Annotated in this window: 12 protein-coding genes and 1 pseudogene; 2 read left to right on the top strand and 11 right to left on the bottom strand. The window is 40.6% G+C overall.

What is annotated here, in order from left to right; genetic code table 11:
- Positions 1–14: 14 nt before the first annotated feature.
- The 8 genes from RAM70_RS02445 to RAM70_RS02410 all read right to left on the bottom strand — a co-directional run bounded on the left by RAM70_RS02445 (position 15) and on the right by RAM70_RS02410 (position 9,141).
- On the bottom strand, positions 15–3,155 hold the full coding sequence (locus tag RAM70_RS02445; RefSeq protein ID WP_312672150.1) for a BPTD_3080 family restriction endonuclease: 3,141 nt from the start codon (positions 3,153–3,155) through the stop codon (positions 15–17).
- Positions 3,156–3,184: 29 nt separating this feature from the next.
- Positions 3,185–3,514 carry a XisI protein gene (locus tag RAM70_RS02440; protein WP_004162692.1) on the bottom strand — a complete coding sequence of 110 codons (330 nt, stop codon included), beginning with the start codon at positions 3,512–3,514 and terminating at the stop codon, positions 3,185–3,187.
- The gene (locus tag RAM70_RS02435; RefSeq protein ID WP_312672147.1) at positions 3,502–3,918 is read right to left on the bottom strand and encodes a XisH family protein; all 417 of its coding nucleotides are present in this window, start codon (positions 3,916–3,918) and stop codon (positions 3,502–3,504) included. The genes RAM70_RS02440 and RAM70_RS02435 overlap by 13 nt, the downstream gene beginning before the upstream one ends.
- A gap of 191 nt (positions 3,919–4,109) precedes the next feature.
- Positions 4,110–4,328, bottom strand: coding sequence for a DUF2283 domain-containing protein (locus RAM70_RS02430; protein WP_159292797.1), 219 nt, complete (start codon positions 4,326–4,328; stop codon positions 4,110–4,112).
- A 10-nt stretch (positions 4,329–4,338) separates the two neighbouring features.
- On the bottom strand, positions 4,339–4,593 hold the full coding sequence (locus RAM70_RS02425; protein WP_312672143.1) for a DUF4258 domain-containing protein: 255 nt from the start codon (positions 4,591–4,593) through the stop codon (positions 4,339–4,341).
- Positions 4,594–4,658: 65 nt separating this feature from the next.
- Positions 4,659–4,886, bottom strand: coding sequence for a type II toxin-antitoxin system Phd/YefM family antitoxin (locus RAM70_RS02420; protein ID WP_045362936.1), 228 nt, complete (start codon positions 4,884–4,886; stop codon positions 4,659–4,661).
- A 68-nt stretch (positions 4,887–4,954) separates the two neighbouring features.
- Positions 4,955–5,518 (bottom strand): hypothetical protein, encoded by a 564-nt coding sequence (locus RAM70_RS02415; protein WP_045362934.1) that lies wholly within the window; start codon positions 5,516–5,518, stop codon positions 4,955–4,957.
- 11 nt (positions 5,519–5,529) lie between these two features.
- A complete protein-coding gene (locus RAM70_RS02410; protein ID WP_312672142.1) occupies positions 5,530–9,141 on the bottom strand; it encodes a DUF559 domain-containing protein in 3,612 nt (1,203 codons plus the stop codon).
- A gap of 106 nt (positions 9,142–9,247) precedes the next feature.
- Here RAM70_RS02410 and RAM70_RS02405 point away from each other — a divergent pair.
- A pseudogene (locus RAM70_RS02405) lies at positions 9,248–10,426 on the top strand (RNA-guided endonuclease TnpB family protein).
- 122 nt (positions 10,427–10,548) lie between these two features.
- The gene (gene corA / locus RAM70_RS02400; RefSeq protein WP_045362932.1) at positions 10,549–11,709 is read left to right on the top strand and encodes a magnesium/cobalt transporter CorA; all 1,161 of its coding nucleotides are present in this window, start codon (positions 10,549–10,551) and stop codon (positions 11,707–11,709) included.
- A gap of 59 nt (positions 11,710–11,768) precedes the next feature.
- On the opposite strand, the gene RAM70_RS02395 is transcribed toward corA, so the two are convergent.
- The 3 genes from RAM70_RS02395 to RAM70_RS02385 form a co-directional block, all read right to left on the bottom strand.
- A complete protein-coding gene (locus tag RAM70_RS02395; RefSeq protein ID WP_008199960.1) occupies positions 11,769–11,945 on the bottom strand; it encodes a hypothetical protein in 177 nt (58 codons plus the stop codon).
- A gap of 141 nt (positions 11,946–12,086) precedes the next feature.
- Entirely contained in the window at positions 12,087–12,911 is an 825-nt protein-coding gene (locus RAM70_RS02390; protein ID WP_045359832.1) for an ABC transporter permease, read from the bottom strand.
- Entirely contained in the window at positions 12,911–13,420 is a 510-nt protein-coding gene (locus RAM70_RS02385) for a tetratricopeptide repeat protein (RefSeq protein ID WP_045359834.1), read from the bottom strand. The genes RAM70_RS02390 and RAM70_RS02385 overlap by 1 nt, the downstream gene beginning before the upstream one ends.
- Positions 13,421–13,428: the final 8 nt, after the last annotated feature.

The raw sequence follows: 13,428 nt of genomic DNA, 5'->3' as shown, positions 1-13,428 counted from the left end.
ATATCATCATTCATTTATTGATTGGTTAATGCTTCGATTTCTCTGATTGCTTCGTCAATTCCTTCTTTAACTTTGCTCAATCCAGTTAAAAAGTATTGCCAATGACCGTGTTTGCCGTCGGCATTAATGGCATTACACCAGCGTTTAGCGGCTGCTTGCTTGACTTCCCTCAGTTCGTCCCATCCTTTAGTTTCTAGGATTAAATAGTTAGATTTAGCTGTCTTCAGACGGATAATAAAGTCTGGGATATAATCATGGTCTTCCCCATTATGAAAATAGGGAATACTAAACCCTAAGCGTTCATTTTTAACAAAGGCTGCAGTGGCGGGATGATTGTCAATAATATAGGCGGCTGCCTGTTCCCATTGATCGGTATCAGCCACCACACAGTTAAGGTGAGACTTGACTACCTCTCTCACAGGTTTGCCGGTGAAGAAGTTAATATCATCGGTTGAACCGTTGCCTCGATGTGTCTCATATTTGGGTATTTCTGGGGTTTCTCCGGCGCCGGTATCGGGATAAATGGACTCCGAGAGTTTTTCAATTACCCAACCGTAATAGGGGGAAAGAAACAGATCGAGAATGTGAGCGGGTTCTACTACTTTAACCTTTTCCGTTAGGTAGCGATCGCATATTTTTCTTAATTGGGGAAACAAGACATGAGGGGGTGCTTGACATTGCTCGGTTTGGCAGTAAGTGCGAGTTAAATCGGCCGCTAATTCAAAGACTAATTCTTGTAATCTTTTTCCCTGACGGTAAGGGTTGAGATCAAGGCTTTCTAGTTTGCCCGGACCAGATAGGCTATGACGACCTTGGTTATTAGCCAGAGTAGCTTTAACTTGGACTTCGGGGGCAATTTTGAAGGGGTTGATTTCTAAAGCGGCGATGGCTGTCCAATCAACGGTGACTCGGTTTTGTACGGCTTGGGTATAGCCTTTAACTCTGGGAAATTCTAGGCGATATTGGGATTTTTGCGGCACTGAGTAAACATGATAGCGTTTTTCTGGCTGAGGTTTTGCTCCTTGGGGATTAGCTTTAAAGGGAACAACTTCAAAGGGAACTCCGAAAATTGTTGAGGTTTCTTCGGCAAATTTGTTATCCTCGGTGAGGTCATAACTGCGCCTTCTTAACCCCCTACCTACCACCTGCTCACAGAGTAATTGGGATTGAAAGGGACGAATCCCAATAATATGTTTTACGGTCGAACAGTCCCAACCCTCCGTAAGCATTCCTACAGAAATTACACATTTTATATCGCGACCGGGGGGGTGAAACGGTCTAGCTAATTTCTCGGCTAGTTGGGCAAATCCTTCGGGATAAATATCGCGTCCTTGGTCATCTTTTGTCCATTGAGTTTTACCAATGGTGTCTAAAGTAAAGCGCATCCATTTACTTTCATCGGATTTACTTTCACCCGATTCTAATTCTTCAACTACCTTAGAATCGACTCTAATCGTGTTAGTTTCTCCCTCGGTATTACGAAGCGATCGCAGGTTAGAGGAGGGTAAATCATCTGGTTTGATATCTTCTGCTATCCATTCATAGAGACATTTAGCAATCTTGGTATTCTTACAGACAATAATAAATACAGGCGGTCTGGGATCATCGGAGGCTGCCCATTCTTGTTTGATTTGTTCCCACTGTCCCCCTAATAAGGTGATGGGATGTTGCACATATTTGAGGATAGCTTCCGGTGTAGGATTTATTCCTTTACCCCGTTCAGATCGGGTCATTTTCTTCATTAACCATTCCCAGATATTAAAGTAAGCTAAATCTGAAACGGCTGCGCCGGTGGTATCTCTAACGGGTAATTGAGGAATTTTAACTAAACCTGCTTCAATGGCATCCATTAAACTAAAATCACTGACGACCCACTCAAAGGGTTTATTAGTATTCTGTTTAGAAGATTTTAAGTAATAGGGAGTAGCGGATAGATCCACACAGAAATTAATGCCTCGATATTTGTTAATTCTATCTAAACCCTCAAGCCAAATCGTGGCTTCTTTTTCTTGATATTTTTCCGATTCTTGCTCATCGCCAGCATCATTTTTATCTGGAGATATCCGAGATATCCGATAAGCATGATGCGCCTCATCATTAAAAACTAAAATGTTACCTTTATTCCCCACTTCTTGGGTTAATATTCGTTTAATCCAAGCGGCATCACTTTCTAAATAGCGGGTAATTTCTACCTTGACTTCTTTAAGATTTCCCTGTGTATCGTATTTCTCCCCTCCCTCAGCGACTTTTAACCGACCTAATGCGATTTGTTGTCCTAAAGTTTCTTGGGTTAGATATCTTGTTCCCCTAGCAGTTTCGTTTTTAGCGGCAATCTTAATCACTTCGGCGGCGGTGGTTTTGACTCCCACTTTCACCACTTTGGCAGTGTCATTACCGGCAGTGGCAGGCGCTCGCTTTTCAAAAATATGCCAATTTGTCACCAAGACTTTACCCTGTCTCAGTTTGTCCATCAGGTGAGAGGGTACGAGGTCACGGGTGCGATATAAAGAAGCTTCGCCGTTGTCGGGGTTGAGTTCCTGCAATCTGCTTTTAATGGTGATATTGGGACAGACAATCAGGACAACATCGGAGAATTTAGCGTTACTGCGATCTGCTACTTTGTTGAGGATGGACCATGCTGTTAACATCCCCATCACTGTTGTTTTACCGCTTCCAGTTGCCATCTTACAGGCGTAGCGGATGAAAGCTTTCAGGGTGGTGTCAATGGGGGTGTCTTGGGGAATGTGAATCCCTTGGCGAAAGTCGGCCCGTGATTCAATCAGGAAAATGATGGTTTCTACTGCTTCTTTTTGAGCAAAAAATAGGCGATGTTCTCTTCCTTCTCGGTTCCAATAGTCCAATAGTTCTAAGGTAGTACGACTGACCCCGGGATAGTTTTCTTTTCTCCATTCTTTGACTTTGTTCCTGATGCGGTTAACCAAGGTCATTTCATAACCAGGAAAAAATTCATCGGGGGGTGAAAGTTTGAGAACTTTTCCTAATTCCCATTCGCTGTCACCTTCCCGGGGGGGATAGACAATAGCCGGTCTTCTCCCTTCTTTTAATTCCGGTTCATAACCTTCTCGGATGAACCAATAACGGGAGGGTTCATCAAAGGGGGAATTAAGGATAGGTTCGTTGACTTCGTAGGACATAGGGTTATTTAGGATTTTTTTCTTATGTATTAACTCAAGGCAAACTCGGTTAAACTACGTTTATAGGGAGCCTGAAAACCTAAGACTATATCTTGTTTGGGAACACCAGCCGCGATTAATTGATTGGCAATGCCGATTTCTGTTCCATCTCTTTGAATCCAGATTTTGTCATCTTTTATGTCAAGATGAATAATCACACCATAGATTCGCTTTTGCTCTTTCCACCCAATATTTAAGACTTGGTAATGATGGCGTTTTGTGTCAAAAATAAGTTGAGTTTCTCTGTCATTTTTGCTGTCATTAACTGAATGTTGGGTGAGAATGTCTTGAATCAGTTGAGAGTAGTTTATTCTTTCCATAATACCGCCTCTTGTTTGAGAGAATTAAAGATTAAAAGTTTAATTTTATATTCGGCTACAGCGTCTTGAATAAATTGACGAGAGAAAAAGTCCTCATAGGTATCTTGAGGAATTGCTAGATAAAGAATCCTTTCGGGTTGTTCCTGTTTTAATGCTAACCGATAATTGAGGATTTGTCCTAATGCAAGATGAAATTCGGTGACTTCAGATGCGCCTAAAAAAGATTTAATCTCTAGGGCAATTTTTTGACCTGCCTTTTCGGCGGCAATTAATCTTTCCGCGCCTAAGTCGATGTAAAATTCTACGTCATTGACTTTCAGATAAAGGGGATCATGGGTGATATTCCAGCCATCTTTTTCGAGGGCAATACACACGGATTGATGAAAAATATCTTTGGCTGACATAGAATTTTCTAAGTATAAGCAAGCTCGATAAACGGCTGATTTAACTTCATCAAGGGTTCATCAAAAGGTGAGTTGAGGATGGGTTCGTTGACTTCGTAGGGTAGGACATTTCGATTTTGGATTTTGGATTTTGGATTTTGGATTGATTAGTTTTCTAGCAGGTTTTGAGGTTGTCTCATATTAACTCCTTTTTAAGCAGCTCGAAAAGGAATATTCTCAAGGATGACTTGGGGTACATTTCCTGTTCCTAAAACATCTTTAGCGTCGAGAATTTCAATGCCAACTAAAAGATCATTATCACCAAGGTTTAAGGTGATTTCATCGTTTAACTGAAGATTTCGACATTCATGTTTTCCCTCTACAAGTCTAATATAAAGGGCATCAATTTCTGCATCGTAGGTAATTTTCATTTTGTCTCCTTTAAAAATAGTAGGTGTAAACAGTAATGACAATCAATTCTTGTTCTGTTTCTGTAACAATGGAAACAACTTTTTTTAGAGGGTAAAATTTTCCTTGCCAATAGGAATTAGTCTGAATTATAGTCTGATATTTATCCCTTCCTTGTTTGGCACTTTGTCGAGTCCCATAACGAATTGCTCCAATAATTTCTTGTTCATTTGTTCCTCGTTCAATACATTGTTCTCGAGCGTGTTTTGTTAATCTAATTGGTTTCATTGTTGATTTTTAAGCAACTCTCTAACCACTAATATTTAAGCTATGAGTATCCAATAGTAATCTCATTAGATATAATCCTTAAAGTCCTCTAATGGTTCATCAAAGTCATCACCAATGGAAATTATATTTTTGTCACTACCAAATAAAGGAGGACGTTTAGGTATGGTTTGAGGTGATACTAATTTTACCATTGGTTGATTATTTCTGGTAATAATTATTTCTTCTCCTGTGGCTGCTTTTTCTAGGAGTTGATTGATTTGCGGTAAGGCTTTATTTATGTCGATCGTTTCCATTTTGGGTACACTTCATCAAGGTTGTTCATCAAAGGGTGAGTTGAGAATCGGTTCGTTGACTTCGTAGGTCATTTTCTAATCAAATATCTTTCGTCTAGTTTAGTTATGCCATTGGGAAGTGTTTCTATAGGCCATTTATCTGGGGGCAAGTGTGCAGTTTTTTCTAAATATTCCTTAAAAATCGTATTAGCTGAGTCACTGCACAGAATAAAGAATAATGTAAATTTTTGTTCTGTAGATTTTTTTAATCCTATGTATAGATTCTCCTGTATCCACCTCTTATTTTTATCAGGGAATATTTCAGATGATCCAGGATACCAACCAGTATAGCCTACCGGATTCACCACCAACCATAGATGTTCATCGGAGTTTATTTTTCTGGATATTGTTCCCTTTACTGTTATTTTGTGATTAATAAGTTTTTGGTCTTTGGGAGGATCAGTAATTGTTCCTGATATATCTTTTTTGTGTGAAAGCCATATACCAAAACTCACCCCCACCCCAAATGCAGTACCAAGCATCGTTAAAAAAGTGATAAGGATAGTTAAAAATTTTTGCCCATCATCTAAAGCATTTAGCCACTCAAATATTTTAGCTACAAATTCTGTTTTACCTGGAGGAGGAGCAGTCATAATAAATCATCCTACAAACTTTTAACCACTAACAACTCATTCCCCCGGTCATCAATCACCTTAACGGCAATTTGCCGATGTTCTCCCACGGCAAAAGGTGCGCTGGTTGTTCCTGCTAGATGTTCCCAGACTGATTCCTCATAGGTTCCCTTTAAAGCTTTCTTAATCGAATCCCAAGCGCCGGTACGGGGAAAAAATGCCTGATTGACGTGGAAACATAGGCCGTTGTAGTCAGTATCGAGAAACCAAGCGGGGACATTCTTACCCGGTTCCGAGTCCACTTTCATTGTAACCGGGTCAAACACATCCAACCCCAATAACTCCACTTGATATTTACCCTCAGGGATGGGATTAATCCTAATCTCTGGCAGTCCACAGACGCTGAATATCTGGGAACTCCTCATGTTTTTGAGTAAATCCCCCATCAGCAGGTCTGGAGTTGCTTGGATGTAAGTCGCGGGAATCCCCACCGTATCCTGACAGTTTTCTACAAACTGACGAGCGCTAGGAGCGATCGCAAAGCCAAGGACGAACAGATGAGCGTATTGTTTATGATAGGCTTCCCCAGCCGCTCTGTAAACGGGCTGTTCTGCGATCGCTCCGTTCTCCGGTCCGAATAGAAACGCCACCGGTTTCTGGGAGAGGGGAAGCTGATTCAGGTTTACTTCTAGGGCCTCATCTACCACCTCCCCCAAGGTAGCACCTTCTAAATCACTAGCTTTGACCATTGCTTCGGCCGATAGATTCTGGGTTCTTGTCGGCTGTCGCACGTTGTTTAGGGTGATGGTGCGGTTCCCAGACAGACGTAACACGGGAGATTTCCGCAGAATTTCCAACATCCGTTCTTCATAGGGACCGCTATTGTCGATTACCACCGCTGCGCTTTCCGGTTCGTCTTCCATCTCCACCGGAGGCGGTATGGTTCCCTCGATGGTGAAGGGACTACACACCCGCACAATACTGTTATCTACTTCGGGACGGTCAACTAAGATTTCCGATTCGGGGGGTTCATTGTTAGCGATACTTTTCAGGGTGATGTGTGGGACTATTCCCCCAATTTCTTCCCCTTTACTGTTCTGTTTTCTCTTGTAGATAAAACCCCCCGTCGGTGAGTTATTATCTTTCAGTTGATACCAAGGAAAGGTGGCGGTTAATAGTCTCTGTCTGGCTAAGGCTAAGGGTACTCTACTGACATCACAGGTTATCCATCTTCTCCCCCATTGTTCCGCAACGTAGGCGGTTGTCCCACTTCCACAATTATGAACGGTACAAACTTCAGTAATAAAAGAGTGGACAGTTTCAATCTCTAAATCATAGACTGTTTCCGTCGTTATTTCCGATTCTAAATCTTTAATTTCACAGGGTATTTGTTCCCTGCCAAAATAAACAATATCGCCGATTTTTAAAGTATCAGCCCGTCGCCATTCTTTGTAATGATCTTCTGAAGGTTCAACCGCAGCCAATGGGGCTTTAATTGTCTCTAATACTCCCGTCAAATTATGATAAATTTCTTGATTATTGAATCGCAAAATATTTAATCCCAAAGAGTTTAAATAAGTATCTCTTTCTTGGTCATAAACTGTCGCATCTGGCCTATAATGGCTATCTCCATCTACTTCAACAATACAACCTTTTTCTCTTGCATAAAAGTCGTTAATATAACGTCCAATAGGATGTTGACGGCGGAATTTAACTCCTAATTGATTTCCTTTGATTTCTTGCCATAATTTAGCTTCGGCTGGAGTCGCTTCTTTTCTCATTTCTCTAGCTAAAGCAAAATTATTTTTAGGAATATGTTCCCAATTGCGATCGCATCCATAACCGGTTGTCCGTTTTTGACATAAGACTCGATGATCTCCCGTTACCCAGAGGATTTGCTGACAAAGGTGGTGACGAATCCCGATCATTTTCCCTTGATGGGTTTTGCTGATAGTACGAAGAATCCGATGAGGTTGCAGATCGTGTCCGATGACATAATCTCCCGGTTGTAATTTTTCTATTTCTAAAGCCTCTAAAGCCCCCCCTTGCCCTCCTAAAGCCCCCCCGATGTCGGGGGGGTTGGGGGGGTAGCTCCCCGGTATCTGAGAGTTTACCCCCCCCTGCCCTACCTTCAAAGGGGGGGAGTTAGTTGGTTGGTGGGGAATAAGGATTTTTGTACCTTTTCTTAGACAGGTGATATCTAATACTAAATCGCCGGGGTCGGTGGTCATTAATAGACAGCGTTGGATGACTTTATTTGATGTTTGAACTACATAACTAGCTTGATATGCACCTTCTGTATCATTCCAAAAATTAGTAATTCTTGAAACTGGATAATCATCATGATACAAAACATAAGTCAAGGCTTTACTTGTTTCATAAAGACGATTATATTTAGCTAAATTATCCATTCCTTCTTTATTAGTGCGCCAGCTTTTTCCTGTACCAGGCGAATATTTAGTTCCGTTAAATTCAAAAACAAAATCACCAGTAGTAAAATAACCACTTGGCCTTAAATCTAAAGGGATAAAAACTTTACTACCTTCAGGTATTGTATCAGGAGTATTTCTTTCTTCTGTTGTCATTGTGCGTCTTTCTCCATTAGGTAACTCGATATATCTCCAATGATGATCTTCTCGCCAGTCTTTAAAAGCAAATAAAGAATGACATTTTAAATTTTTAATACATTTTGCATAGAAAATAATATGATCCCCTACTGTTTCAATAGTAGATGTATTACCCATTGTCATTTTTTTTGTTTTATAAGTAATATTTGCTACAAAATTCTCCCCACCAAAAACCTCATCCATCAATTCCCGAACATGATGAACATTCTCATCGGAAATCTGGACAAAAACACTACCGCTATCAGTCAACAACTCCCGGGACAACAACAAACGATCGCGTAAATAACTCAGATAAGAATGTAACCCTAATTCCCAAGTATCTCGATAAGCTTGCACCATCTCCGGTTCGCGGGTGAAATCATCGTCATCGTTGTGTTTAACGTCGCGTTTTCTCACAAAAGGTTGAAAATTAGAACCAAATTTTACCCCGTAGGGAGGGTCAATATAAATCATCTGCACTTTACCCCCCATCCCCTCGTATTGCAGTAGGGAGTTCATCGTCACCAACGAGTCACCGAGAATCATCCGGTTTACCCATTTATCGTGGTACTCGTAAGCTCGGAGAATCTGGTCAGTAATTGACCATTTAGGGTCATTAAATAGATTCAATTGTTCCCCTTTTTCCACCTTGTGGGATTTCAGGGTTTCAATAATTGCCCTAGTGGATAAACGTTCATGGACAAATAGGGGTAAAGTTGGCACTTGAAAAGATAACCTTTCGGCCTTTCCTGTCCAATTTAAAAACGGTTCACCGATTGCCTTGAGTTTACGCGCTGCTATTTTGGCGGTTTCTAAATCTTCTGCCGCGAGAATTTGCTCAATTAAAGCCTCAGCTTGTTCTCGTGCGGGGTTTTCATCCCAGTTCAACTCCGGGGACAAGGAGGAATCATAACGATAGGTGACAGGGGGTTTCTTTTTCTTGAAGTGGGGTTCCGTGCCAATATCGGGACGCTGGGGATGTTCCTCGCCATGGTTGTAACTTTTGGCTTCCGTTTTCTTGTTCGTCTTCTTGGGCATTAGCAACTCTTCCTCCAGGGCGAGGTCAATCTTTATTGTAACCCTTTAACTTAGTGTCAGATCCTAAAAACTAGGTTATCATAAATATAGATGTGCGATAACAACTATGTACAAAGCATACAAATTCAGGATATACCCCAATACCGAGCAAGAAATAGCCTTAGCTAAAAGCTTTGGTTGTTGTCGTTGGTTTTGGAATTATTCCCTGAATTTGTGTCAAGAAACCTATAAAGCCACAGGAAAAGGGCTGACACGAAACTATATTCAGGGACTATTGCCTAGTCTCAAAAAAGCTTATGAGTGGCTTTGAACTTATCGCAAGCTTATCAGAATTTTTTTGAGAAACGGGCTAGATTGCCGAGATTCAAATCTAAACATGGTAAACAATCAATTAGCTATGCTGCTAAGGTCAAATTTGAAGGAGACTACCTAAAACTCCCTAAGATTGGCTTGGTTTATTGTGTTCGTCATCGGGAATTTGAAGGAACAATTAAAACCGTTACTATTTCAAAAAACCCAGACGGTAAATACTGCGCTTCTATTTTAGTCGAGCGAAGTCGAGACGTTGATGACGGACAATCCTCCCTTGCCCCCCTTGATAAGGGGGGTGCCGAAGGCGGGGGGATAGATGGTAAAGCTATAGGAATTGATTTAGGATTAACTCATTTTTGTATTACCAGCAATGGCAGTAAATATGATAATCCTAGACATTTAGCCAAACATCAACGTAATCTAAAAAGGAAACAACAGAGGCTATCCCGTAAAAAGAAGGGAAGTAACAACCGTCAAAAAGCTAGATGTAAAGTAGCTAAAGTTCACTCTAAAATCTCAAGATGTCGTGAGGATTTTCTCCACAAGCTATCCCGTAAGATAGTTAACGAAAACCAAGTTATTGCAGTAGAGAATCTCAATGTCAAAGGCATGGTACGCAATCATAATTTAGCTAAGGCTATTAGTGATTGTGGTTGGGGAATGTTTTGTACAATACTTAAATACAAGGCAGAATGGGAAGGAAAAACTTATACCGAAGTTGATAGGTTTTTCCCTAGTTCTAAAACTTGTCATGTCTGTCTAAATCAAGTGGGTAGTTTGCCGCTTGATGTTAGAATATGGACTTGTGAACATTGTCAGACAACTCATGACCGGGACATTAATGCGGCGATAAATATTAAAAATGAAGCCTTACGGATATTATCGTTAGGAAAAGCGCGATACTGCCTATAGAGGGGATGTAAGACCAAAAGCTGGGCGTAAGTCCGTCTTGAGGCAATCCCCCGTGAAATAGGAAGCTCTCAACGACCTTGAGAGTAGTTCACCAGTCTGGGCTAATCTTAAAGTTAGATAAAAATTGCGGCATTTTTGAGCAATCAATGCTAAGAAAAAGGCCAACAGCGATCGATCTCAACTATGAGCAATAACAAAAGATTAACTAGGTATAAAAAAGGGCGAAAATCCTCCCGGACAAAACCCCACCTTTACGATTATCACTATAACCAACCCGGGACGATGCCAGGGTTAATCACCATCGATGAAAATGCCGTTGCTACGGAGATATTTTTAATTAATTATAATTCTCAACAAGCCACTAGAGTTAATAATCTCTTACCTCAAGACTGTCTTAAATATTTATCCAATGATTCCATCTCTTGGATTGATATTGTCGGTTTGGGTAATGAAGATAAACTGCAAGAGTTGGGGGAAATTTTTCATTTACATCCCTTAACCCTTGAGGATATAGTCAGTATTCCCCAAAGACCAAAAGTGGAAGAATGCGAGAATTATATTTTAATTATAGTGCCAATGGCTATCCTAATCGATCATCAGGGTTTTTTGTTAGAACAAATCAGTTTAATAGTCGGGAAGAATTATGTTTTAACCGTGCAGGAAGAAGGACAATACGATTCTTTAGAGGGAGTTAGGGAAAGAATCCGTTTAAATAAAGGTTCCATCCGGCAGCAAAAATCGGGTTATTTAGCCTACGCAATTTGGGATGCCATTATTGACGGTTATTTTCCTGTTTTAGAGTCCTACGGAGAAAGAATCGAGGAGTTAGAAAACAAAATTTTAGCTAGTCCCACGGAACAGACTTTATCAAAAATTTACCAACTACGTCAGGAATTACTCTCCCTGCGACGGGCAATTTGGCCGCAAAGAGACATCCTCAATGCCCTTTTACGCGATGAGTATATCGTCATCGATACAACGATTAAACCCTATCTACGCGACTGTTATGACCATCTGGTACAAATCCTCGATGTTATCGAAAATTACCGAGAATTTGCCAATGGTTTAATGGATTTTTACCTGTCTTCCGTGAGTAATAAAATGAACGAGATTATGAAAACTTTAACGGTAATCTCGACGATTTTTATCCCTCTCACCTTCATTGTCGGTATTTATGGCATGAACTTTAATACTGATAAATCCCCCTATAATATGCCGGAATTAGAATGGTATTGGGGCTATGTGTTCGTCTGGGTATTGATGCTAACCGTTGCTTTCAGTTTAATCATTTTCTTTTGGCGACGCGGCTGGTTTAAGAACCTATCGACAGCGAAGAAAAGATAAACTGTTAAGCAGATTAGGCGGACCGGACCTCATTGCCGGCATCTAGCAAGAGAAAAGGGCTATTGCAGAGAAATCAATAATTTAGTGTCTGCGGTATTTTTTAACACTTTCAGTTGATGGCTTCTAATTTTGTCCAACCAACTATAGTGCTGGTTGCGACATTGATAGACGATATCGATGTCACCAATCTCTGACTTAACCTGAGCCAAGTAGTTTTCTAGTTCGCTAATTTTCATAACCAATCTCGCTTGCACTGAAGGACATCAACCCTAAACCAAGAATTATCCCTAAAGGATAGGGGTGACTACAGTTATTATTATAGGCCGATCATAATTCTTAAAAAAGTTCTTATCTAACAAAGTTAGCTAATGTCAGGGTTAGATGATATCGGCGAAGTTTTTTTCTAGTCGTCGAAAATACCAAATACCACTGACTAGCAAGAGAACGACTAGGGCCAAGGATAGCAGGAATCCGGGCCAATAGATGCCGGCATCACCTCCGATAATCGCCCAACGAAAACCATCAATGACTCCCACCATGGGATTGAGAGAGTACAACCAACGCCATTTTTCTGGAACTATATTACTACTAAATCCTACGGGAGAAATATATAGCCCAAACTGAATGATAAAGGGAACGATATAACGAAAATCTCGAAATTGAACATTTAACGCTGATAACCATAAACCCCCACCCATAGAGGTAGCAAAAGCCATGAGAATGAATAAAGGTAGGGTTAAAATGCGCCAACTAGGTAAAAAATTATACCAAGCCATTAACCCTAACAGAATCATTCCTGAAAGCAAAAAATCAACGAAACTGACAATAACGGCACTGGTGGGAACAATTAACCGGGGAAAATATACCTTAGAAATTAGATTAGCATTATCAATTAAACTATTACTAGCTTCAGCAAGAGAACTGGCGAAAAATTGCCAGGGTAAGACCGCCGCAAAGACCAAAATTGGATAGGGGGCAGCGCCATCACTAGGCAAACGGGCTAATTTACCGAAGACAAAGGTAAATACTAACATGGTTAAAAATGGCCGCAGTAATGCCCAAGCAATGCCGATAAAAGTTTGTTTATAACGAACTAAAATATCGCGCCAAGCCAGGAAATAAAATAATTCTCGGTATTGCCATAAATCCCGCCAATATTGTCTTTCACTTCGCCCAGCTTCAATAATTAATTCTTTTTTCATTACTTTTGAGGTTCTGGAGGTTTCTGTTTAGAAGCTTCTGCGATTGCTTGATTTAAACGAGTTAATTCTTCTTTAAACTTCGGTTCTTGGGGATAGGTTTTGACTAATTTTTCCAGGAGACTTTTAGCTCCAGAAACGTCTTGAGTTTGTAATCTTGTTCCATAAAGAACTAGCATAACTTCGAGATTTTCGGGATATTTTTGATATAACTTTTCTAAAGGTTCTCTGGCTCCGATAAAATCTTTTAACTGTAAACGAGCTTGGGCCAGTCCTTGCAAAGCAGTGGGGTTATCCGGTTCGCGTTCGAGAATTTTCTCATACCCTTTGACCATTTCTGCTAATTTTTCGGGGGGAATAGTTGCCTCTTGCCCGGGTTGATTGCCTTGGGGGGAATTAGAATTATTATTTTTCAATAAACCTAAAGTTGGCACAATCATTAAAGCCAGAAATACTAAACCGGAGGAAACAATTAAGACTCGTTTGAGGGTATCGTTATTTTTTTTGGGCATACTTTTTA

Source organism: Microcystis wesenbergii NRERC-220 (assembly GCF_032027425.1).
Classification (GTDB): Bacteria; Cyanobacteriota; Cyanobacteriia; order Cyanobacteriales; family Microcystaceae; genus Microcystis; species Microcystis wesenbergii_A.
The sequence above is the reverse complement of the archived record's forward strand: the minus strand, read 5'-3'. Positions and strand labels throughout refer to the sequence as shown.